The 22,807-nt window shown below is 74.5% G+C and carries 11 protein-coding genes; 3 read left to right on the top strand and 8 right to left on the bottom strand.

Going from position 1 to position 22,807, the window contains the following annotated elements; translation table 11 throughout:
- Positions 1 to 2: 2 nt before the first annotated feature.
- The gene (locus ACN267_RS05870; RefSeq protein ID WP_421488134.1) at positions 3 to 1,832 is read left to right on the top strand and encodes an alpha-galactosidase; all 1,830 of its coding nucleotides are present in this window, start codon (positions 3 to 5) and stop codon (positions 1,830 to 1,832) included.
- A 161-nt stretch (positions 1,833 to 1,993) separates the two neighbouring features.
- Here the strand turns inward: ACN267_RS05870 and ACN267_RS05865 are convergent, their stop codons facing one another.
- Together ACN267_RS05865 and ACN267_RS05860 are read right to left on the bottom strand one after the other, a co-directional pair.
- On the bottom strand, positions 1,994 to 3,307 hold the full coding sequence (locus ACN267_RS05865; RefSeq protein WP_204961969.1) for a PHB depolymerase family esterase: 1,314 nt from the start codon (positions 3,305 to 3,307) through the stop codon (positions 1,994 to 1,996).
- Positions 3,308 to 3,519: 212 nt separating this feature from the next.
- Positions 3,520 to 4,914: an endo-1,4-beta-xylanase gene (locus tag ACN267_RS05860; RefSeq protein ID WP_204961970.1), complete on the bottom strand. Its 1,395-nt coding sequence runs from the start codon at positions 4,912 to 4,914 to the stop codon at positions 3,520 to 3,522.
- A gap of 586 nt (positions 4,915 to 5,500) precedes the next feature.
- Between ACN267_RS05860 and ACN267_RS05855 the strand changes: the two genes are divergently transcribed.
- Positions 5,501 to 6,580, top strand: a complete 1,080-nt coding sequence (locus ACN267_RS05855) for an SRPBCC family protein (protein WP_421488133.1) — start codon at positions 5,501 to 5,503, stop codon at positions 6,578 to 6,580.
- 56 nt (positions 6,581 to 6,636) lie between these two features.
- Here ACN267_RS05855 and ACN267_RS05850 read toward each other — a convergent pair whose 3' ends face one another.
- On the bottom strand, positions 6,637 to 7,689 hold the full coding sequence (locus ACN267_RS05850; RefSeq protein WP_421488132.1) for a LacI family DNA-binding transcriptional regulator: 1,053 nt from the start codon (positions 7,687 to 7,689) through the stop codon (positions 6,637 to 6,639).
- 463 nt (positions 7,690 to 8,152) lie between these two features.
- On the opposite strand from ACN267_RS05850, the gene ACN267_RS05845 reads away from it, so the two are divergent.
- On the top strand, positions 8,153 to 10,270 hold the full coding sequence (locus ACN267_RS05845) for a cellulase family glycosylhydrolase (RefSeq protein ID WP_421488131.1): 2,118 nt from the start codon (positions 8,153 to 8,155) through the stop codon (positions 10,268 to 10,270).
- A 183-nt stretch (positions 10,271 to 10,453) separates the two neighbouring features.
- On the opposite strand, the gene ACN267_RS05840 is transcribed toward ACN267_RS05845, so the two are convergent.
- From ACN267_RS05840 to ACN267_RS05820, 5 genes are read right to left on the bottom strand one after another with little or no spacing between them, the layout of a single operon-like run.
- Positions 10,454 to 12,355 carry a hypothetical protein gene (locus tag ACN267_RS05840; protein ID WP_421488130.1) on the bottom strand — a complete coding sequence of 634 codons (1,902 nt, stop codon included), beginning with the start codon at positions 12,353 to 12,355 and terminating at the stop codon, positions 10,454 to 10,456.
- Complete coding sequence (locus ACN267_RS05835; RefSeq protein ID WP_421488129.1) at positions 12,352 to 15,867, bottom strand: vWA domain-containing protein; 3,516 nt, start codon at positions 15,865 to 15,867, stop codon at positions 12,352 to 12,354. The genes ACN267_RS05840 and ACN267_RS05835 overlap by 4 nt, the downstream gene beginning before the upstream one ends.
- Positions 15,851 to 17,014, bottom strand: coding sequence for an ATP-binding protein (locus ACN267_RS05830; RefSeq protein ID WP_421488128.1), 1,164 nt, complete (start codon positions 17,012 to 17,014; stop codon positions 15,851 to 15,853). Before ACN267_RS05830 ends, ACN267_RS05835 begins: the two co-directional genes overlap by 17 nt.
- On the bottom strand, positions 17,011 to 21,759 hold the full coding sequence (locus ACN267_RS05825; protein ID WP_421488127.1) for a hypothetical protein: 4,749 nt from the start codon (positions 21,757 to 21,759) through the stop codon (positions 17,011 to 17,013). Before ACN267_RS05825 ends, ACN267_RS05830 begins: the two co-directional genes overlap by 4 nt.
- Positions 21,756 to 22,631 carry a DUF4132 domain-containing protein gene (locus tag ACN267_RS05820; protein ID WP_204961977.1) on the bottom strand — a complete coding sequence of 292 codons (876 nt, stop codon included), beginning with the start codon at positions 22,629 to 22,631 and terminating at the stop codon, positions 21,756 to 21,758. The genes ACN267_RS05825 and ACN267_RS05820 overlap by 4 nt, the downstream gene beginning before the upstream one ends.
- Positions 22,632 to 22,807: the final 176 nt, after the last annotated feature.

Raw genomic sequence — 22,807 nt, 5'->3', positions numbered from 1 at the left:
CGATGCAGCACCGTGTCGTCCTTCCGGCGACCCGACGGGTGGCCGTCCTGCTCGCCACCACCCTCCTGCTCGTGACGGGCCTGGTCGGCGCGACCGGGCCCGGGCCGGCGCAGGCGTGGGACAACGGCGTGGCCGACACCCCGCCGATGGGGTGGAACAGCTACGACTCGTTCAACTGGAGCGTCACCGAGGCCGACGTCCGGGCCAACGCCGACTACATGGGCGCGAACCTGCGCCAGTACGGCTGGCAGTACATCGTCGTCGACTGGGCCTGGTACTTCCCCGGGCAGCACAACGGCAGCCCCAACCAGGACGCCAACCTGCAACCCCGGCTGCGGATGGACGCCAACGGGCGGCTGCTGCCCGACACCACCCGGTTCCCGTCGGCGGCCGGCGACAACGGGTTCAAACCGCTGGCCGACCACGTGCACGCCCAGGGGCTGAAGTTCGGCGTCCACCTGATGCGGGGCATCCCCCGGCAGGCGGTCGCCGACAACGTGCCGATCCTGGGCACCTCGTGCCGGGCCAACCAGATCGACGCCGGCAACAGCGCGGCCTGGCTCAACCTGATGTGGGGGCTGGACATGGCCAACCCCTGCGCGCAGGCGTACCTCGATTCGGTGTTCCAGTTGCTGGCCGCGTGGGGCGTCGACTTCGTGAAGATCGACGACATCGCCGCGCCGACGTACCGGCAGGCGGAGGTCGAGGGCTACCGGACGGCGATCGGGCGCAGCGGCCGGCCGATGGTGCTGAGCCTGTCGCCGGGGGCGACGCCACTGTCCGCCGGCCCGCACGTGCAGAGCAACGCGCACATGTGGCGGATCGTCAACGACCTGTGGGACAACTGGTCGTCGGTGGACGCGCTGTTCGACCAGTTGCGCAACTGGACGCCGTACCGCAGGACGGGGGCCTGGCCCGATCCGGACATGATCCCGATCGGCCGGCTGTCGAAGTACGGCCCGGTCGGCTCGCCGCGCTACTCGAACCTCAGCGCGGACGAGCAGCGCACCCTCATGTCGCTGTGGGTGATCAACCGGGCCCCGCTGATGTGGGGCGGCAACCTGGTGGAGAACCGGCCGGCGGAGCTGGCGTTGATGACCAACAGCGCGGTGCTGGCGGTCGACCAGCGCAGCGCCAACAACCGGCAGCTCACCGGCGGCACCCGGCAGGTGTGGGTGGCCGACGTGCCGGACAGCACGGACCGGTACGTGGCACTGTTCAACCGGGAGGGTGCCACGGCCACCGTGTCGCTGAACCTCGCCGAGCTGGGCATCGGTTCGGCCACCGCGACCGATCTGTGGTCCGGTGCGGCCCTGGGCACCTCGACGGGGACGTTCAGCCGTTCGCTGCCCGCCCACGGCGCCGGGCTCTACCGGCTGACCCCGCAGACCACCACCCCGACCCCGACGACCGCCACGTTGACCGCCCGGCACAGCGCGAAGCTGCTGGACGTCAGCAACGCCGCCGCGAACGACGGCGCGAACGTCGTGCAGTGGGCCGCGAACGGTCAGGCCAACCAGCGGTGGCGGCTCTCCGACGTCGGCGGCGGCTGGTCCACGGTGGTCAGCGTCAACAGCGGAAAGTGCCTCGACGTCTACGGCGGTGCCGGCACGACCGCCGACGGCGCCCGGGTGGTGCAGTGGACCTGCAACGGGGGCACCAACCAGCAGTGGCGGCTCCAGGACGTCGGTGACGGCTGGGTGCAGCTGGTGGCCCGGCACAGCAACAAGTGTCTCGACGTGCTCAACGCCGGGCTGACCGACGGGGTGCAGGTCGTGCAGTGGACCTGCGGCACCGGCGCCAACCAGCAGTGGCGACGGACGCCGGTGTGACGCGGCAGGGACGCCTGCGCCGGTGAGCAGAGGCGCAGGGTCGGGTTCGCTCCCCGGCCCTGCGCCTTGTCGCTGGTCGCCCGGAGTGTTCCGGGTGCGACGGGGCTCCGGGCGGGCACCTCTGCGGGGGGTGCGCCGCCCGGAGCCGTCGGTCGCGTCGGTCAGCTGGCGGTGCAGGTGGGGGTCATCCCCGCCCCGCTACCGTTGCCCTGGAAACCGAACTCGGTCGACTGACCCGCACCGAGCACACCGTTGTAGTCCACGTTCGTGAACCGCACCGTCCCGGAACTACCACTGGCCGTCGCCGACCACGTCCCGGTCACACTCGACCCACCCGGCAGGGTCATGCTCACCGTCCACCCACGCGTACCCGACGAACCCGCCGTCACCTTCACCGTGGCCACGAAACCACCGGTCCACGAATTCAACGACACCGACGCCGAACATCCGCCGGTGGCCGGCGGAGTCGTCGGCGGTGGCGTGGTCGGGTTCGGCGGCGGCGTCGTCGGGTTCGGCGGCGTCGTGGTCGGGTTCGGCGGCGGCGTGGTGGGGCTCGCGCTGTCGAAGCCGAGGAAGCGGACGGCCTGGGCGGCGTCGAACGGGATGGAGTGGCCGTAGCCCTGGAAGCTGATCGCCTCCACCGGCGGCGTGCCACCGGTGCCGCCGTAGCGGGTGCGGGTGGCGCTGGTCTGCGGGTAGTCGGTGGAGCTGGGGGTCTGCGAGACACCGAGCACGTTGGTCCACTGCTTGACCTGCTCGCCGAAGTTGACGTAGCTCAGCGTGGTGTCGGTGGTGCCGTGCCAGATCTGCATCCGGGGCCGCTTGCCGGTGTAGCCGGGGTAGGCGTTGCGGACCAGGTCACCCCACTGTTGCGGAGTCTTCACGATCCGCCCGCCGGAGCAGTCGCTGTTCCACTCCGAGCCGTTGGTGGTGGCGAAGCAGCCGAACGGGACGCCGGAGGAGCTGACGCCGGCGTTGAAGACGTCCGGGTAGACCCCCGCCATCACGTTGGTCATCATCGCGCCGGAGGAGAACCCGGCGACGCCGATCCGGTTCGCGTCGACCGGGTAGCGGCTCTGCACGTAGTCGATCATCGACTTGAGGCCGACGGGGTCGCTGCCGCCGTTACGCCGCAGCGCCTGCGGGGAGGAGACGTCCCAGCACTTGCTGCTGCGGGTCACCGACGGGTAGATCACGATGAAGCCGTAGCGGTCGGCCAGCGAGCTGAGCCCGTAGCCGGTGTGCAGCGCCGGGCCGCTGCCGGTGCAGTAGTGCAGGGCCAGCAGCAGCGCCGGCCGGGCGGCCACCCGGTCGGGCACGTAGAGGTGCATCTGCAGGTTGGTCGGGTTGGTGCCGAAGTTGGTCACCTGGGTCAGCGTCGCGGCCGAGGCCGGGTTGGGGGCCGTGACCACGGCCGTGACGGTCGCCAGGGCGGTGGCGAGCGCGGCGGCCAGCAGTGCGAGTCTGGGTTTCATCGACGGTTCCTCTGTCGGAATCGGTGGTCAGCGGCGGACGGCGGGCTGTTCCGACGCGCGGGACGGCGGTCCGGACTGGCCCGGTCCGGGGCTGGCCGACGATGGTCCGGCGGCGCGACGCGCCGGCCGGCGGGTGGTGGTGATGCACCGCCGGCCCGACCCGGTACGCCCGGGTCGGGCCGGCGGCGGTGGTACTCAGTTGGCGGTGGTGCTCAGCTGGCGGTGCAGGTGGGGGTCATCCCCGCCCCGCTACCGTTGCCCTGGAAACCGAACTCGGTCGACTGACCCGCACCGAGCACACCGTTGTAGTCCACGTTCGTGAACCGCACCGTCCCGGAACTACCACTGGCCGTCGCCGACCACGTCCCGGTCACACTCGACCCACCCGGCAGGGTCATGCTCACCGTCCACCCACGCGTACCCGACGAACCCGCCGTCACCTTCACCGTGGCCACGAAACCACCGGTCCACGAATTCAACGACACCGACGCCGAACACCCCGACCCACCCGGAGGCGGCGTCGTCGGGTTCGGTGGGGTGGTCGTCGGGTTCGGCGGCGTCGTGGTCGGGTTCGGCGGCGTGGTCGTCGGGTTCGGGATGCCCGTACCGGCGTTGAGCGCGTTCAGCACCGAGTCGTACGCCGGCTTCTTGTTGCCGTTGCAGTCGAACAGCAGGGCGTTGTCGGAGCCGCGCCACGAGTCGCAGTCCCGCACCCCCCACACGGTGATGCTGGTGCACCGCGAGATGGCCATGCAGGCCCGGGTGACCGTGCCGAAGATGTTGGCCTGGTTGCCGCCGGTCATCACGTCCAGCTCGGTGATCTGGACGTCCACGCCCAGGTCGGCGAAGCGCTGGAGGTTGGCCTGGTAGTCGCCCGCGATCGTGGTGCCCAGGTGGGACTGGAAGCCGACGCAGTCGATCGGCACGCCCCGGGACTTGAAGTCCCGCACCATGTTGTAGATGCCGGTCGACTTCGCGTTGATCCCGTCGGTGTTGTAGTCGTTGTAGCAGAGCTTCGCGCCCGGGTCGGCGGCGCGGGCGGCCCGGAACGCCGCCTCGATCCAGTCGTTGCCGGTGCGCTGCAGGTTGGAGTCACGACGCCCACCGCTGCCACCGTCGGCGAACGCCTCGTTCACCACGTCCCAGGCGTAGACCTTGCCCCGGTAGTGGGTGGCCACCTGGGTGACGTGGTTGATCATCGCGCTGCGCAGGGCGCTGCCCGACATGCTCTGCGCCCAGCCCGGCTCCTGCTGGTGCCAGAGCAGCGCGTGGCCACGCACGCCCATGCCGTTGGCCTGGGCGTGACTGACCAGCCGGTCGCCGCCGGTGTAGCTGAACCGGCCCTGGGACGGCTCGGTGGCGTCCCACTTCATCTCGTTCTCGGCCGTGACGGAGTTGAACTCACGGTTGAGCACGGTGGTGTAGGTGCTGGTGGACAGCTTGCCCGTCGCGACAGCCGCGCCGAAGTAGCGGCCCTTCTCGGCCGCCGCCGCCCGCAGGGTCGTCCCGGCGCTGGCCACGGGGGCCATCGCCAACGTCATCCCGACGGTGAGTGCGCCGGCCACGGCGAGGGTCGCCGTGGCCAGTAGGGCTCTCTTGGGTCTCATGTCGCATCCTTTTCGAGGTGGGTGCAGCGGTGGTGGTGCTGAGGTGCCCGGTTCCCGGTGCGGTGGGCCGTGCCGGCCTGCGGCGTCCGCCGTCCGGCCGGCCAGGACGCACCATCGTGGCCGCCGTACCCGGCACGGACGAGGGACCGTCGGTGACGCCCGCGTCGCGTTCCGTGCCGACCGACGAACTCGGTGACCTCGACGCCGGGGCCGCAGCCCAAGTCGGCGCGAGGATCACCGGCTGCGGGCAACGGCGCAGCGCCTCCCGAAAAGGGCGCCATGATCCTCCTTCGAGGAGACCGGGCCGGCCGTCGACGGAGTCGCCCCACCCCTGGTCGGGGTCGGTCACGCCGTCGCCGGCAGCTGCTGATGGAAAGTCCTGACCCGACGTCCCACATGCCCTGGGGGGACGCCGCGATCCGAGGCTCGACCAGCACGGCTCGCCCGGTGAGCCATCAGGTGCGGTGGTCCTCGACATCGACTGTGAGCGATAACATGTGTTTCGTCAAGTCGTACCGCAGTGAGCTGGGTCGATCGTGGCGACCAGGTTCACCGGCGGAGCGGGCGGGCCGTAGAGTCTCTCGCCGTGATCGAGATCGGCACGCAGGTCGACCTGCTGCACCCCGCTGACCGGGTCTGGCACGCGGTGACCGATCCGGCGCTGCTGGCCCGTTGGTTCGCCGAGGCCGAGGCGGTGCCCGACCGGCCGGGCCGGTGGCGGGTGGGCACCGCCGGGCTGCCCGGCTTCGACGGCGACGTCGAGATCGCCGCCGTTCGCCGGCGGGAGCCGGAACTGCTCGTCGTACGGTGTGTCGAGGGGGTCCGACACACCGAGCTGACCTGCGTCGTCACCGCCACCGGCGAGGGCTGCCGGGTGACCGTCCGGGAGACCGTGCAGCAGGGCGGGTGGTCCGTCGGGCAGGGCGCGCGCCGCGAGGAGTGTTACCGGCAGGCGCTGGCCGGACGCCTGCCCGCGCTGCTCGACTGGCTGGCCTTCCGGGAGGTCGACCTGCGGCGGGACAACGCCGCGCCGACGGCCGTGCTGCCGGTGGCGCTGATGGCCGAGGTGGCCCGCCCGTCGACCCGGAGCCGCACCGGCTGGGTGGTGGTCGGGTCGGGCGCGGCGGTGCTGGCGCTCGGGTTGGCCGGGTGGGCCCTGCTGCCGCAGGATCGGGAGGAACCGACAGTCGCGGCCCCGGTGCCGCCGTCGGTACGTCCGAGCGCCACGCCGGGACCGTCGCGCTCCGCCGCGTCGGCACGCCCGACGTCGACCCCGCCGTCGCGCAGCGCCACGCCGGGCCGGTCGCCGTCACCGACCCCGTCGCGCACCCCCACCCCGACCCCGGCGGTCGCGGAGCCGTTGCAGGCCCGGTACGCGACGGTGTCGACCCGGGTCTTCGGGTACACCGGGGAGGTGGTGGTCGCCAACCCGGGCGGGACGCGGGCCACCGGGTGGACGGTCGTCGTCACGCTGCCCCCGGGCAGTTCGGCGGCGGAGGTGACAGGTGCCGACTGGCGGCAGGACGGGCAGTCGGTCACCTTCAGCGGCCCGGCCGTCGCGGCGGGCGGGACGCAGGCCGTCCGCTTCGAGGTCCGCACCGCCGACCCGGTCACCAAGGCGCCGCAGGGCTGCACGGTCGACGAGCGCCCCTGCGCCGGGCTGTGACGCCCCGCGCCGGCCGGGGTCCGTCGTGGACCCGGGCGGCGGCGACCCGGCTCCGGTCAGGCGGGCGGTGGCGCGGTGCTGTGGCGTACGGTGAGGGTGGTCGCCAGTTCCAGACGGACCTGGCCGGTCGGTTCCCCCCGACCGAGGGCGAGGGCCAGTTCGGTGGCGGTGACCGCCATCTCGCGCAGCGGTTGGTGCACGGTGGTCAGCGCCGGGTCGACCAGGGTGGCCACCGGCAGGTCGTCGAAGCCGACGACGCTGAGGTCGGCGGGGATCCGCAGCCCGAGCGTGCGGGCGGCCTGGTAGACCCCGACGGCCTGCAGGTCGTTGCCGGTGCACACCGCCGTCGGGCGGTCGGGGCGACGGAGCAGGTCGAGGGCGGCGGCCCGGCCCTCGGCGTCGGTCAAGCCGGCGTACCGGACCAGGTCGGACGCCACCGGCAGCCCGGCGGCCTCCAGGGCGGAGCGGTAGCCGTCCAACCGGGCCCGGCAGCACAGGACGTGTTCCGGCCCGGCGATCATCGCGATCCGCCGGTGCCCGAGCCCGATCAGGTGGCGGGTGGCCGATCGGCCGCCGGCCCAGTTCGTCGCGCCGACGAACGGGACGTCCTCGGGCAGCTCGGTGGTGGGGTCGAAGACCACGAACGGGATGCCCCGGGCACGCAGCAGCCGGTGCTGTTCCGTGTCGAGTTGGGCCACCATGACCAGGCAGTCCGGCCGTCGGGCGAGAGTGTCGTCGATCCAGTACCGGATCGCGTTGCGCTGCGGCCCGAACTCGGTGAGGACGACTCCGACGCGGTGTAGCCGGGCCACCCGCTCGACCCCCCGGATGATCTCCAGGCCCCACATGTCCTCGATCTCGTCGAAGACCAGTTCCAGCATGTTGCTGCGGGTGACCGGGGTGGCCCTGCGGTAGCCGTGCCGGCTGATCGCCGCCTCGACGCGGGCCCGGGTGTCCGCCGCGACGCCGGACCGGCCGTTGATCACTTTCGACACCGTCGGCACCGACACCCCGGCCGACGCGGCGATCGCCGCGATCGTCACCGGTCTGGTGGGAACGGCCAGCGACGCCCGGTCGCCGCCCGGACCGCCCGACTCGACGTGACTCAACCCGGCCTCCTCCCCGGCGGTGGCTGCCGGTCACGCCGGCAGCTGCGCGCGACCGGGCCGCCGGCACCGTCGCGCCGACCGCCGGCATCGTTCAGGGGGCCCAGGATAACCCGACCGCCGACGTCAGCCCTCCGGGTGCGCGGCGGGACCGGAGCGGAAAATTTCCATCGGCCACGGAAAGCATTCGATGTCCACTCGGGACAGAGCGGCAGGTCACGACCGACGGGCGGGCCTGGCGGACGGTCCGACCCGGTCATTGACGCACGTCGACCGACACTTGTAAGGTCTGCGGCGGAAACTTTCCGGGATCAGCATCCGATCGTTTCCAGGCGGGAGCCTCGCCACTCATCGCGGACGTCCTGGGCAGCGTCCGCACCCGCTCCGTTCCGGCCGGGCCGCCCGGCCGACGGACGTTCGACGACCCCCCTCCACAGGTGTGCCATCCCGGCGAGGAGTTCCCCTGATGAGTACCCAGCACCTCCGACGAATGCGACAGCGGGCCGGCCTGCTCGCCGGCACCCTCGCCGCCCTGCTCCTGGCGGGCCTGATGGTCGCCGGCAACGCCCAGGCCGCCGCCGGCTGCCGGGTGGCGTACACCGTGCCGGCCCAGTGGCAGGGCGGTTTCACCGCCGACGTCCAGGTCACCAACCTCGGTGACGCGGTCAACGGTTGGAGCCTGGCCTGGACCTTCCCGGCCGGCCAACGCGTCACCCAGGCGTGGAACGTGACGACCACCGCCGCCGGCGACCAGGTCACCGCGAAGAACCTCAGCTACAACGCGACGATCGCCACCAACGGCACCGTCTCCTTCGGCTTCAACGGTTCGTGGACGGGCAGCAACCCGGTACCGACCTCGTTCACCCTCAACGGGGTCGCCTGCACCGGGAGCGTGAGCACGCCGACGCCGACCGGCACCACCGCGCCGCCGTCCCCGACGGTCTCCCCCTCCCCGACGGTCTCGCCGACGACCTCGCCGTCACCGTCACCCGGTGGCGACCCGATGGCGGCGGTGGCCGCGATGCAGCCCGGCTGGAACCTGGGCAACACCCTCGACGCGATCCCCGACGAGACCGCGTGGGGCAACCCGCTGACCACCCAGGCCCTGCTGCGGCAGGTGCGCTCGCAGGGCTACCGCAGCATCCGCCTGCCGGTGACCTGGAGCGACCACACCGGGCCGGCCCCGACGTACACCATCGACCCGGTCTGGCTGGCCCGGGTCCGCCAGGTGGTCGACTGGTCGCTGGCCGAGGGCTTCTACGTGATGATCAACCTGCATCACGACTCCTGGCAGTGGCTCAACGGCTACCCGGGCGACCGCACCACGGTCATGAACAGGTACACCGCGCTGTGGACCCAGCTCGCCACCACGTTCCGCGACCACTCGGCCAAGCTGGTGTTCGAGAACATCAACGAGCCGCAGTTCAACGGCACCGCCGACGACGCCCAGGGCGACGAGGTGCTGCGGGAGCTGCACCTGGCGTTCGTCCGCCTGATCCGCCAGTCCGGCGGCGGCAACGCCACCCGGCTGCTGGTGCTGCCCACCCTGCACACCAGCGGCGAGCAGGCCCGGATGGACGCGCTGAACACCACGATCAGCCAGCTGCACGACCCCAACATCGCCGCGACCATCCACTTCTACGGGTACTGGCCGTTCAGCGTGAACATCGCCGGGGGCACCCGCTACGACAGCAACGTCGAGCAGGACCTGGTCGGCACCTTCGAGCGGGCCCGCGCCTCGTTCGTCGCCCGGGGCATCCCGGTGATCATCGGGGAGTGGGCGCTGCTCAGCTACGACTACACCCGGCCCGGCATCATCGAACGCGGCGAACTGCTGAAGTTCTTCGAGGCGGTCGGCTACCACGCCCGCACCCGCAACCTCACCACCATGCTCTGGGACGCCGGCTCGTTCCTCAACCGCACCACGTTGCAGTGGCGGGACCAGGGCATCTACGACCTGATGAAGGCGAACCTGACCACCCGCTCGGCCACCGCCTCCTCCGACCAGGTCTACCTGCCGCGCAGCGGCACCATCACCGCCAAGTCGCTCACCCTCAACCTCAACGGCACGTCGTTGCAGGGCCTGCGGCAGGGCAGCACCAACCTGGTCGCCGGCACCGACTACACCGTCTCCGGCAGCACCCTGACGCTGACCGCGTCGGCACTGACCCGGCTCGCCGGCAACCGCGCCGCCGGGGTCAACGCCACCATCGAGGCCCGCTTCTCCCAGGGCGTGCCCTGGCAGATCAGCATCATCTCCTACGACCCGCCGACCCAGTCGGCGGCCAGCGGGACGACCGCCTCGTTCGCCATCCCCACCCAGTTCCGGGGCGACCAGCTCGCCACCATGGAAGCCAAGTACGCCGACGGCAGCGGCGCCGGACCGGCCAACTGGACCTCCTACAAGGAGTTCTGGACGCACTTCCAGCCCGACTACACCGCCAACACCATCCTGCTGAAGCCGGAGTTCTTCGCCGAGGTCAACGACGGCCAGGTCACGCTGACCTTCCACTTCTGGAGCGGCACGCAGAAGACGTACCGGATCACGAAGTCCGGGAGCACGGTCACCGGCAGCCCGGCCTGAGCCGGCCGGGGCGTCGCGGACGATGGAGCGCGACGCCCCGGCCGACGGGGTGAGGGTGTCCCGCCGGGCCTCAGGGACGCCCTCACCCCACCGGGGACCACGGCCAGGGCACCCGGTGACCGCCAGCTCCACCGCGCCGGGGCGTCGACACCCGCTGACGGTGTGCCACCCGGGCGCGGACGGTCAGGGCAGCCAGGACGCCTCCGCCGACGCCCGGGACGCCGCCTCCTCGTAGACCGCCAACGCCAGCCAGGACTCGGCGAACGCCTGCCCGTCGTCGTCGGTGAGCCGCCCGAAGGCGTCCCGGGGCCGGGACCGGGCCGCCGATCCCATCGCGGCGAGCAGGTGCGCGCCCAGGTCCAGGCGGGCCGAACGCAGCCTCCGCTCCGTCGGGTCGGCCAACGCCTGGATCGCCCGACCACCCGAGACGACCCGCTCCACCTGCCGACGCAGCAGCCCCAGGGCGGGATCGCCGAGCCGGGGACGGGGAGCGGCAGCGTCCGGAAGCCGGTCGGGCGGTGGCACCGCCGCCGCGCCATCAGCCGTCCTGAGCTGGCTCGTGTGCAGCCGGTCGTAGCCGAGGTCGGCGTGACCCACCCAGCTCTCCGGCAGGGCCAGCCCCGGCCCGTCGCCGTCGACAGGTCCCACGGCGAGCGCCTGGACGGTCGCCCGGCGGGTCGGATCCAGACGACCCACCAGGCGCAGCCGCGCCCCCACCGCCTGCCCCAGCAGGCGCAGGTTGGCCCGGTGCGGCAGGGCGGCGTGCTCGTCGGCGACGGTCAGCGTGAGGACCGCCCCGTCGGCGGTGTCGACCAGGACGGTGTGCCCGTGCCCGCCCAGCACCCGTACGGTCAGGAAGAGCAGGTCGGCACCGGCGGGCCGCTCCGGCAGCGGCACGGCCACCGCGCCGAAGGCCCGCCGGACCTGGTCGGGCAAGGGCTGCGTCCAGAGCCCGGCGAGGGGTTCGTCGGCCCAGCCGACCCCGGCGGCCCGGGCCGCGCGGACCGCCCGGCCGGCACCCAACTGCCCCGACTCCGAAGCGGTGCCGCCGGAGACCACCAGCCCGGCCCGGGTGAGCTGCCGGTGGCTGAGCCCCGACTCGCCCACCGCCACCGTCGCGTCACCCGCACCGGCGGCCCGGCCCACGTCCCCCGGGGCGAGGTCAGCGACCATCCAGAGTCGACAGTCGCGGTCGGCCAGGTAGGTGACCACCCCGGCGTACCCGGAATCGGCCACCACCGGGACCGTGCAGAGCCCGTACAGTCGCAGGCCAGCCTGCGGGTCGTAGGCCCGCCGGGCGGTGCCCAGCAACGCGCCGAGCTCACCGGCCGGCGCGTCCCCACGCAGCCGGTGGGACACCGCCAGCAGCTCCCGCAGGTCGTCGGTCAGATCGGCCAGCAGGTGCTGGGGTTCACCCTCCCGGGCGGCCCGCAGCCCCGCCGCGACCCGGGTGCCGGAGGCCGCCGCGCGGTGCAGGCCATTGGCCCGCGCCTCGTGCACCGCCCGCAGCAGGGCCGTCCGCAGCACCACCCCGCAGCCGACGGTCCCCGCCGCGAGCACCGCCACGCCCACCTGCCACAACCCGTCGGCGGCGGCCCGTTGCCGCCCGGTGGGTGCGGGCGGCGACCCGGCACCGGCCGGCACCCCAGCACCTGTCGACCCGGTTGGTGGGTCGACAGCGGCCGGGTCGACGGCCCGCGGCAGGGCCGCCCCGTCCCCCGGAGCCGCCTCCTCCCCCGGAGCCGCGTCATCCACCGGGGTCGCGTCGTGCACCGGAGCCGCGTCGTGCACCGGGGCCGCGTCGTCCACCGGGGCCAGGGCGAGCACCGCCATCCGGTGCAGGCAGTTCGGCGCGAGCAGACAACTGCACCGGGCGTCGGCGGCGTGGCGCACCACCCCGTCGACCGTCACCAGGGTTACCGTGGTCGCCTCGTCGACCTGGACCGTCACCCCGCCGTCCATGCCGGTCACCGGCCAGCCGCCGGCCCGGACGACCGCGTCGTCGACCTTGCGGCGTAGCCGGGCGGGCAGCGCGTCCAACGCCTCGGCCAGCACCGGGGCGGTCACCGGCGGCAGGCCGGTCACTGCCGCACCTGCTCGCCGACCCACCGGGCCAGCTCCAACGGGCTCAACGCGGCCACCGGCATCCCCGCCGCGACCAGCTGACCCGCCGCCGCCACCGAGTACCGCGGTCGGCCGGTGTCGTCCAGGCTGGCGCAGCCCAGCACCTGACAGCCCGCCTCGACCAGTGCCCGGGTCTCGGCCAGCAGACCACCCATCGGGTACCCCTCCTCGAAGTCGCTGATCACCACCACCATCGTCCGCTGCGGAACGGTGACCAGCGACCGGGCGTAACGCAGCCCGGCCGCGATGTGCGTGCCCCCGCCGACGCTGACCTCCAGCAGCAGGGCCAACGGGTCGTCGACCCGCTCGGTCAGGTCCACCACCTCGGTGGAGAACGCGACGAAGTGGGTGCTGAGCGCCGGAACGCCGGCCAGCACGGCGGCGGTGAGCGCCGACCAGATCACCGACTCCTCCATCGACCCGGAGACGTCGACGACGAGCACCAGCCGCCAGTCCACCCCCCGGCGGGCCCGGGTGCGGAACACCGGCCGCTGCGGCACCAGCGTCACCCGGCCCCGCCCGTCACGGCGGGCGGTGGCCAGGTTGGCCCGCAGCGTCCGGGACAGGTCCAGCGGCCCGCCCGGCCGGTAGGTGGGACGCGGGGTGGTCAACCCGGTCAGCGCCGGACGCAGCCGGGCGGCCAACTGCCGGGTCAGCTCCGCCACGATCCGGGCCACCAGCGGGCGCAGCCGCGCCACCGTGGACTCCGGCAGCCCACCGGCGAGGGTGAGCAGGTCGCGGAGCAGTTCGACGGACGGGCGGACCGCCGCCGGGTCCAGCTCGGTGGCCGCGTCCAGCCGGCCCGCCTCCACCGCCCGGGCCAGCACCTCCTCGCGTACCCCGGGGCCGAACAGGGCGGACAGTTCCCCGGCCCACTCCCGTACGCCGGGAAAGGACGCCTCCCGACCGGCGCGACCGGCCGCCTCGGCCGCCGCCCCCTCGCCCCGGCCCGCCCCGTACAGCTCGTCGAGGGCGGTGGCGTACCGGCGGGCGCGCGGCCCGACCCGAGTCGACTCCCGGCCGAGCACCAGTCGCCACCGGTCCACCGTCGACAACCCGCCGGCCGGGGTGGACCGGATGGCCGGGCGCGTCGCGTCGGCGGCCGTCGGCGGCTCCGGCGACGGGTCCGGCGGCTCGGCGGCGAGCAGGCCCTGCGCCAGGAGCGCCAGGCGGCCCGCCGCGTCGGCACGCAACCGGATCAGCAGGGCGTCCGGATCGTCGAGCACCGCGATGTCGGCGTCCGGGCCGGTGTCGTCGAGCCGCCCCCGGACCACCTCCAGCAGCCGGTCCCGGCCGGCCGGGCTGACCACGTGGAAGCCGGCGCGCAACGCCGGCAACCGGGTGAGGAACTCCTCGTCGGGCAGGGTCTCGACCCGCTCCAGGAGCCCGTCGAACACCTCGCCGCTGGCCCGCAGCAGCGGTTCGGCGACGACCAGCAGCCCGGTCAGGTGGCCCTGGAGCTGCTGCCGGCCGGCGGGCGTGGACGCGGTGTCCACCCAGGACGCGACGAGTCGCCCGAAGGCGGCGGGTTCCCGCAGGCCCAGCAGCACCCGGACCGCCCCGGCGGCGGCGGCCATCAGCGGGGTGCCCCGGGCGGCGAGCCGGGCCAGGCAGTCGGCCAGCCGCAGCCCCGCCCCGGCGGCGTCGGCCCGCTGGGCGAGCGTGGCCAAAGCCTCGGCGTCAGCGACGTCCTGGGCGCCGGTCAGCCCGTCGACCTGCCGGACCGCCGCGCTCTCCAGCGCCTCGGCGACCCGGCCCAGCTCGTCCGGCGGCAAGTCGGCACCGCCCGGCAGCTGACCGAGACGCAGCCGGTCGAGCAGCGCCAACGCGGTGACCAGCTCACCGAGGGTGCCCTCGGCCGGCACGGTGACCGCCACCTCGGCGAGCCGGCGGGCCGCCAGCCCGCTCAGGTCGCACCGGGCGGCGTCCGCCAGGCCGGTGATCACGGCGGCGACGGTCGGGCCGTCCTCGGCGCGTTCCCGCCGTCGCCGCTGCACCAGCGCGCCCTCGGCGGCCTGGCCGAGGGTCACCCCACGCAGCCCGGCCACCTCGATCGTCGCCTCGGTCCGGGGCGACCACTGCACCCGCCACCGGGTGGTGACCGCGTCGACCCCGCCGACGCCCGTGCCGCCGACCTGTTCGGCGTACGCGACGTCGCAGACCTGGAGCCGGTGCAGGGTGACCTCCCGCCGCCGGTCCAGGGCGGAGCGCAGCGGGTCCAGCCGCAGCTCCCGGGCCGGGTCGCCGGCACCGGGCAGCCGCAGCCCGGCCAGCAGCTCACGGACCGCCGGGGCCAGCCCGGAGCGGGGGGTGCCGGGGGCCAGCACGCCGCGCCGGTCCCCGACGAGCACCTGTTCCATCGCGTGGGCCACCGCCCGGCCCCGGCCGAGCACCTCGCCGTGGGCCAGCACGCTCTGGATCGCCTCGACCAGTTCGCCCCGGCCAGGCGCGGGCAGGCCGCGCAGCCGGGCCAGGTCGAGCGCGAGCCGGACGGCCTCCCGGGCCTCTCCCGGGCCGGCCGGGTGACCGGCCCGGCGGATCGCCGCGCAGACCGCCACCACGGCGTCCGTCGTCGCCGACTCGACGGCGGCCGGGTCGCCGTCGGCGGTGAGGACCGACTGCTGCCACTGCGGGTCACGGATGCCTGCCGGATAGCCCGACCGGGCGTCCAGCAGCCCGAACGTGTACGGCACCAGCGAGGTCACCACCTCCGACGCCCCGGTCGGGTCGGCCGGGGCCGGGGCCTCCTCCCCGGCCAGCAACGCCGGGGCGTGGAACGCGCCGACCAGGGCGGCGACCCGACGCTGTCCCGCCTCGGCCAGGCACTGCCGCATCCGGGCCTCGCGGCGCAGATCGAGCGGGGACACCCCGGACCCCCGCTCGGCGTCGGCGCGCAGCGCCCAACCGACCGCGAGCGCCGCGCGGCGTACCGCCTCCGGGTCGGCGCCCGGGGCGCGGGCCTCGACCGTCCGGTCCCACAGGTCCTCGTCGGCCCGCCCGCTGCCGGCGGCGCGCAGCGCGCCGGCGAACGACAGGCCCGGCGTCGGGGCGGCACCCGGCTCCCGCTGCCGCCAGGCCGGGTCGGCCAGCGGCAGGTCACACGGTACGACCGGGACCCCGTTACGGGCGGCCCAGCGCACCGCGACCAGCTCCGGGGAGAAGTCGGCGAACGGGTAGAACGCCGGCCCGCCGCCGTCGCCGAGGACCCCGGCCAGCGCCACCGGGGCGGCGGTCGCCGGGTCGGCGAGCCACGGCAGCCACCGCCCCAGCTCCCGCGGGAGCTCCAGGAGCAGCACCTCGGGGCGGTATCCGGCCAGCAGCCGGGGCAGGGCCACCGCCAGCGCGGGCGAGTGGTGCCGTACCCCGATCAGGTACGGCCGGCGGTGCCCGGCCAGCGCGGCGACCGCGACCGTGGGGTCGACCGCCGTCGGCTCCCCGGCGGCGGGCGCGGTCGGGTCAGTCGGTGAGGACATCGCGCAGTTCCCACAGCCGCCGCCACAGTCGTGCGCCGTCCTCGGCCCGCCGCCGCACCGCGCCGTCCCAGTAGCCGAGCAGCTTGGCCCCGTCGGCCGGGTCGTCCTTGCGGACCACCCCGAGCAGGTGGCCGGGCAGCAGCGACACCACGTCCCGGTCGCCGGGGAAGTAGGCCGCCGCCAGCGCCAGCGACGACGCGACCGCCACCGCCTCGGCGGTGCTCATCACGGTGGACGGCCGCTCCACCTCCCAACCCTCGACCGACTGCCCGGCCCGCAGGTCACGGAACGCGGTGACCAGCGCCTCCAGCACGGCGTCGTCGACGGCGAACGGGGCGTGCACCCGCTCCAGCGTGGCGCGGGCCTGCCGCTGCACCAGGGCGATCTCCTGGGCCAGGTCGCCGATCGGGCCGACGGTCTCGAAGTTGAACCGGCGCTTGAGCGCCGCCGACATCTCCGACACTCCCCGGTCGCGCAGGTTGGCGGTCGCGATCAGGGTGAACCCGGGTGCGGCGGGGACGGTGGCGTCGGCGGTGCCGGACAGCTCCGGCACCGCGATCCGCCGGTCGGACAGGATGGACACCAGGGCGTCCTGGACCTCCGGCAGGCAGCGGGTGATCTCCTCCACCCGGGCCACCGCGCCGGTGCGCATCGCGGACAGGATCGGCGAGGGCACCAGCGCGGCGGCGCTCGGCCCGTGCGCGAGCAGCAGCGCGTAGTTCCAGCCGTAGCGGAGCTGGTCCTCGGTGGTGCCGGCGGTGCCCTGCACGACCAGTTCGCTGCTGCCGCAGATCGCGGCGGACAGCAGCTCCGACAGCATCGACTTCGCGGTGCCCGGTTCGCCGACGAGCAGCAGGCCCCGTTCCCCGGCGAGGGTGACGACGCAGCGTTCGACCAACGCCCGTTCCCCGACGAACTTGGCGGTCACGGTCAGCGTGCGGGGCAGCTCGTCGCGGCGGGCCTGCCGGGGCAGCTCCAGCGCGACGCCGCCGCTGCCGACGATGAACGTGACGACCGCGCGCGGGGTCAACCGCCAGCCCGGCGGCCGGGGTCCGTCGTCGTACGCGGCGAGGAACGCCAGTTCGGCGGCGTGGGCGTGCTCGGCCGGCTGGACCTGCCGGGCCGCCGGGGTGGTCGTGGTGCTCATCGGCGCCTTTCCGTAACGAGATCGTCGAAGCGGGGTGCGTCGCCCGCGCACACCCGGGCCCAGGCGAGCGCGAACAGCCGGGGCGGGGGAGCCACCGGGGAGACGATGCCCAGCGCGGTCACGCCGCCCTCGCCCCCGATCAGCAGCGGGAGTTTCCACCGTTCCAGCGGCAGCAGCGGCGCCTTGAGCGTCAACCAGCCGCCGGGCAGGAACAGCGTCCGCCCGGCCCGGGGCCGTTTCGCCGCCACGACGTGCCCGGTGGCGGCCAACTCGGCGCGGGCGGCCTTGAGCCGGGCCGGCTTCCAGCCGGTCCACCGGGCCACGTTACGGTCGGTCGGATCGGGCAGGGCGAGCAGTTGCAGGTACAGCGCCGCGGCGTCGCCGCCCAGCCCGAGCGTCGAGGCGACCGTGGCGACCAGGTCCGGGTCCGACCGGGTCGGGTCCTGTGCGAAGCCGTCGTCCATCGCCGGGACGACGTGCGACACCACCTCGGTGAGCTGACCGCCGACCAACGCCCCCAGGGCCGCGAGGAGTTGCTCGTTGACGTGGTCGAGGCGGGCCCGCAGCACGGTCAGCGCCGGGTCGTCCGTTCCGGACAGCCGGGCCGGGTACAACCGGACGCGGTGCCAGCGGTCGGTCGGTGGGATCAGCACCGGGCCGACCTCGGTGCCGGCCGGGCCGGTCGTCACCGGCAGGCCGAACGCGGCGGTGAACGCCGACAGCCTGGCGTCGTCGACGTGCCCGATGAAGAGGGTGAAGTCGGGGTCCGCCAGCCGCTGCCGGGCCAGGTCGGCGGCGACCGGCAGCGCCGAGCGGATCGGGTCGTCGACGGCCAGGTGGTACGCCAGCCACGGCAGTGTCCTGGTCAGCGCGATCAGCGCGTCATCGTCGTCGACGCCGGTGCCGGCACCGGCCAGCCACCGGCCGGTGGCCGCGTTGGCGGCCCAGTGGAGCACCGTCGAGGCCGGCAGCGGGCTGGTCACCTCGGCCCGGTCCACTGCGACGATCAACTCGTCGGGCACGGGCCGCCGTGGCCCGTGCCGCCGCACCCACTCCTCGACGATCAGATCCTGTCGGGGCCCGTCGACCCACAGCTGCGCCGGGTCCTGCGGGATCAGCTGCCCGAGTAGCCTGCCGAAGGCCTGCCGACCGCGACCGTCGGTGCCCCAGAACCGGGCCGCCGCGGCGGGTGCCGCCGGGTCGGGCAGTTCGAGGATGGTCAGCAGTTCGTCGGGGGCCTTCCCCCACACGAGCCGGGGCAGGCCCGTCAGCAGCAGCACCGCCTCGGCGTGGCTCATGCCCGCCGTGTCGGACAGGGTGCGGGCCCACTCGGGCTGCCACTCCAGCGGCCCGTTGGCCCGGGCGAGCCGGACGAATGCGTCGATCCGCTGCGGCGTGACGTCACCGGTCGGCAGGATCTCCTCCTCGGTGATCCGGAAGCCGGGCACCGCCGAGAACCGTCCGGTCGGTGTCCAGTCGAGCACGTCGACCTCCCGGTCGTCGGTGTCGACGGCGAGCACCAGCAGCCGCCGGCCGTCCACGGTGAGCACCTGCCCCCGGGCCTGGTCGACCGGCTGGTGGGCGTCGGTGACCAGGGTGGCCCGCCGCAGCCGGCTGCCCGGGGCGAGGAGCCCGGAGCGGGCGCACACCTCCAGCATCGTCAGCAGCGCCTCGCGGACCTCGGACAGACAGATCGGGGCCACCGCCCGGTACATCGCGGCCGGCAGCACCCCCAGCAGGTCGAACCAGTCGAGGTCACCGTCGAGTTGGATCCGGGCGTCAGGCGTCGGGTCGGGGCCGGTGAGCGCGGCACCCGCGCTGGCGATCAGCCGCAGGGAGCTGTCCTCGGCGGCGTAGCAGTACCGGATCAGCCCGGCGAGCCCTTCGGAGAGCAGCCGGTCGACCGCCGGCGACCCGGCCGGGGCCTCCTGCGCCGGCAGGGCGTTGTCCTGCTCGCCGTCGAGCACGGCGGCCAGCGTGCGCAGCCGCGCCACCTGCTCGGCGGCGCGGGTGACGAGCCCGGCGACCCCGGCGACGAGGGCGGGTGCGGTGAGCTGCGGCAGGTGCCGGCCGACCAGGGCACGTACCTGGGCGGCGTCCAGCCCGGCCGCCTCGGCCAGCAGGGTGCCGGCCTGCGCGTCGGTGACGCCGCGCAGCGCCGCCGAGCCGGCCTCGTCGCGGGGGCGCAGGAAGTGCCAGTACTCCGGCGGCGGCACCAACCGGCTGCCGGCGGCGAAGGCGGACCGCTCACCACCGGACTGGTAGCGCCCGAGCAGGAAGCCGTCCTCGGCGCCGATCAGCAGCTCGCCGTTGGCGCCCCGGCCCCCGTGCAGCAGTCCGAAGGTGGTGTCCGCGCCCGGGAACCGTACCGCCGCCGCGAGCCTGCCGTCGGCGGCACCCGCCGGCAGGGCGAAGGACCGCCCGTTCACGGCCTCACCGGACCAGCCGCCGTCCGCCGTGCGGCGGACCCGCCAGCCGGCCAGCCCGTCGGCGCGGCCCAGCGGGCTGTCGGACGACCCGGTGGGGCGCAGCCAGGACGCCCCGACGTCGAGGGGTCGACCGTCGACGGTGCCGTCCTCGAAGAACGTCGGCCGGGAGAACCGTCCGCGCTCGCCCGTCGTGGGGTCGTACTCCTGCCAGCCCATCGGGTGGTCGGCGGCGCGCACCCAGTACGTGTCGCCGTCGCTGATCACCCGGCCGCCGGTCCGCTCGGCCCGGTCACCGACCCGCAACGGACGCCGGCCCATGGTGCGCCCGCCGCCGGGCAGCGGCAGCGACAGCTGCGGGTAGGTGGTGAAGGCGTCGTCGGCGAGGGTGAAGATGTCGTCCGGGGTGCCGCTCCAGTAGGCGGCCCGGTCCCGGCCCCGGTCCCAGCAGACCAGCAGCTGCCCGTCGACGTGGCGCAGCACCAGCCGCCAGCGGTACCGGTTCTCCCCGGCCGGGATCCGCATCAGGTGTTCCTGCTCCACCCCGTCCGGCCCGACGACCGTCACCAGGTCGCCGGTGACCAGCAGCAGGTACGGCCACTGCCCGGTGAGCGCGACGTCCACGGTCGACTCGGTGAGCCGTTCGGCGGCGGTGTCCAGGGCGGGCCAGCCGTATTCGTCGAGCAGACCGGAGCGCAGCGTACGGCCGAGGACCGGGCCGAGGTCGTGGTCGACGAGCCGGCGTACCGCGTCGGGGTTGACGGCGAAGCCGGTCGGGCAGGCGACCGTGCCGACCCGGTCGAGGTGCTGGTCGAGCGTCGGCAGCCCCTGTCGCCCGACGGCGTCGGCGAGGGTGTCCAGCCAGCTGCGCAGGGCGGTCCGCAGGCCGGGCACCGCGACGATCTCGCGTACCCGGGGCGTCGGGTCGTGCTGGTCGCGCCCACCGGTGCGCAGTCGCCGTTCGACGCCCTCGACCAGCACCGGCAGGAACCGCGGGTCGGCGGCGACGGCGACCAGGTCACGCCGGCCGTCGGTGTCGTCGGAGAACCAGTTGTCCAGCCGGTGCCGGACGTCGCCGGCCGGGTCCGCGACGGGCACCCCCAGCGCGAGGCAGGTGTCGAGCAGGTCGAGGTCCACGGCGTCGTGGGCGCGGCAGAGCGCGACCGGCACCCCGTCGGCCTTGAGTCGTCCCGCCATCCGCTCCACCAGGGCGAGCAGCCCGGGGTGCCGCTTGCGGACCCGCCACGAGCGGCGTTCCCGGTGCTCGTCGAAGCGGCGCAGCCAGCCGGCGGGCCCGTCGGGCGACTCGGCCTCGGCGGGTACGGCACCAGCCGGCCCGGTCAGCGCGCTGGTGGCGTCGGCCTCCTCCAGCACCGCCAGCCACACGTCGTCGCCGCAGTTGCGGGGGGTGAGCCCGAGCAGCCGGCCGCGCAGCGCGGGGTCGGTCGTGGCGAGCCGGGCCAGTGGCTGCCGGTAGGCCGTCCAGAACGCCTCCGGGGCCCGGTGCAGGGCCGGCGCGGCCAGCAGTTCGCCGAGCACCCGCTCGTCCTCGGTGGCCGGGTCGAGGCCCGCGGCGCGGGCCAGTCGACGCAGGTCGGTGTGCATCGCCGCGTACGGCGGCAGGCCGCCCAGGGTGCGCTCCACGCACAGCCGCAGGAACATCGCGTACGCGTCGGCGGGCGTACGCCGGGCCGCGAGGTCCCGGGCATGGCCGGAGAGCGCCTTCGCGGTCAACGCCCCGGCCAGCGCGAACTCCAGGAACACGGCGTGCTGGCGGTCCTCGTCGATGGTCAGGGCGTAGGCGCGTTCGGCGTCGCGGGCCTTGCCGAACATGGTCGCCGCGTGGGTGACGCTGTCGGCGGCGACGAACGCCCGGCCGGCCTCCTCGTAGAACGTCGGCAGGAAGTGCGGCACCGACCGGGCCAGCCGCTCGCCGAGGGCGTTGAAGCCGTCCTTGGCCGGGCCGACCCGGGAACGCGCCATGCGGGCCAGCCGCTCGATCTCCTTGACCAGGGCGAGCGCGTGGTGGCCGTTGGCGGGGTCGTGGACCAGGGCCCAGGCCGGGAAGCCGAGCGCCTGCTGGCGGACCACGCCGACCGGGGTCACCCGCTGCGGCCGGTCGAAGCCCAGGAACTCCATGGACAGGTCCTCGGCCTCGCCCAGCGCGTCGCTGACCAGCCGGACCACGGTCCGTCCGGCGAGGACGGGATGGGTGTACCGGCGGGCGGTCAGGGTGTCGGTGGTGTCGTCCTTGGCCACCACCGTGCCGACGGGCAGCACGGCGCCCGCCTCCAACAGGTCCGTCGCGTCGACGCTCACCGGTCCTCCTCCTGCTCTGCTGCCACGACCCGGCCGGCGTACAACGCGGCGGCCATCCGGGTTCCCTCCGACCAGGCCACCGGGCCGACCGCGCCCAGCGGTAGGGCGGTGCCGTGCCGGTCGGTGAAGACGAGGTCACCGGTCTCGGTCTCGTAGTAGGGGTCGTCCGCGCCGACCCACGACCGGGCCTCGACGGTGACGCCGTTCTCGACGATCCGGCACACCGCGTTGCCACCGCGTACCGGGTAGCCGAGCGACGTCGCGCGGGCGGTCAGGTGCCGGAGCTGGTCGTACCGGCCGCCGGCGTAGCCGCCGTAGCGGGTCGCCGTCGCGTCGACGTCCGCGCCCCGGACCCAGGTCTGCCGGAAGAGCTGGTCGACTGACTGTCGCACCTGGAGTTCCGCGGCGAACTCCCGCAGGTCGTCGAGGTCGTCGAGGGTGACCGGGTGGGGGATGACCACCCGGTCCGCGCTGCGGCGGACGCTGTCGCCGTCGAGGTCGACCAGACCGACCTGGCCGTCGACCACCTCGCGGAGCAGCCCCACGCCGTCCGGGTCGCGCCGGCCGTCGTCGTCGAGCACCGCGACGACCAGGTCGGTGAGCGCGGAGCGCCACGTCTCGTCCGGCCACACCTCGGTCAGGACCGCGACCGGCACCGGCAGCGAGCGCACCATCCAGCGTTCGATGTCGGTGCGGCACTGGGTCTCGTGCCGGGTCAGCCACTCGGTGAGCTGCCGCAGCCCCACCACCGTCGGATCGTCGCGCAGGGACGCCGGCACGGAACGCAGTTCCCGCCCCTTGGCGTTCCGGGCGACGACGTCACCGTCGCGGAGAGTGACCTGGTAGCCACCCGACACCTCTGACCATCCCATGTGGACTCCCCACGTCTCGACGGAAGAAGACACCGGAGGCTAGCCCACCCGGACGACAAAGTCGGGGCGTCGTCCCGCCACCCGGCGGGGCCCCGACAACGACACGACGACCTCACCGTCGGTGACCATCGATGGGCATGCCAGCAGGTGTCCGGTGGACCGCGCCACCCCGCCCG

Origin of the sequence: Micromonospora sp. WMMD734 (assembly GCF_049178975.1) — a bacterium.
GTDB lineage: Bacteria > Actinomycetota > Actinomycetes > Mycobacteriales > Micromonosporaceae > Micromonospora > Micromonospora wenchangensis.
The sequence above is the reverse complement of the archived record's forward strand: the minus strand, read 5'-3'. Positions and strand labels throughout refer to the sequence as shown.

Bases quoted from the DNA above. Each gene is read 5' to 3' on its own strand.
- ACN267_RS05870 (WP_421488134.1), top strand. From the start codon at position 3: ATGCAGCACCGTGTCGTCCTTCCGGCGACCCGACGGGTGGCCGTCCTG.
- ACN267_RS05865 (WP_204961969.1), bottom strand. From the start codon at position 3,307: ATGAAACCCAGACTCGCACTGCTGGCCGCCGCGCTCGCCACCGCCCTG.
- ACN267_RS05860 (WP_204961970.1), bottom strand. From the start codon at position 4,914: ATGAGACCCAAGAGAGCCCTACTGGCCACGGCGACCCTCGCCGTGGCC.
- ACN267_RS05845 (WP_421488131.1), top strand. From the start codon at position 8,153: ATGAGTACCCAGCACCTCCGACGAATGCGACAGCGGGCCGGCCTGCTC.
- ACN267_RS05835 (WP_421488129.1), bottom strand. From the start codon at position 15,867: ATGTCCTCACCGACTGACCCGACCGCGCCCGCCGCCGGGGAGCCGACG.
- ACN267_RS05830 (WP_421488128.1), bottom strand. From the start codon at position 17,014: ATGAGCACCACGACCACCCCGGCGGCCCGGCAGGTCCAGCCGGCCGAG.
- ACN267_RS05820 (WP_204961977.1), bottom strand. From the start codon at position 22,631: ATGGGATGGTCAGAGGTGTCGGGTGGCTACCAGGTCACTCTCCGCGAC.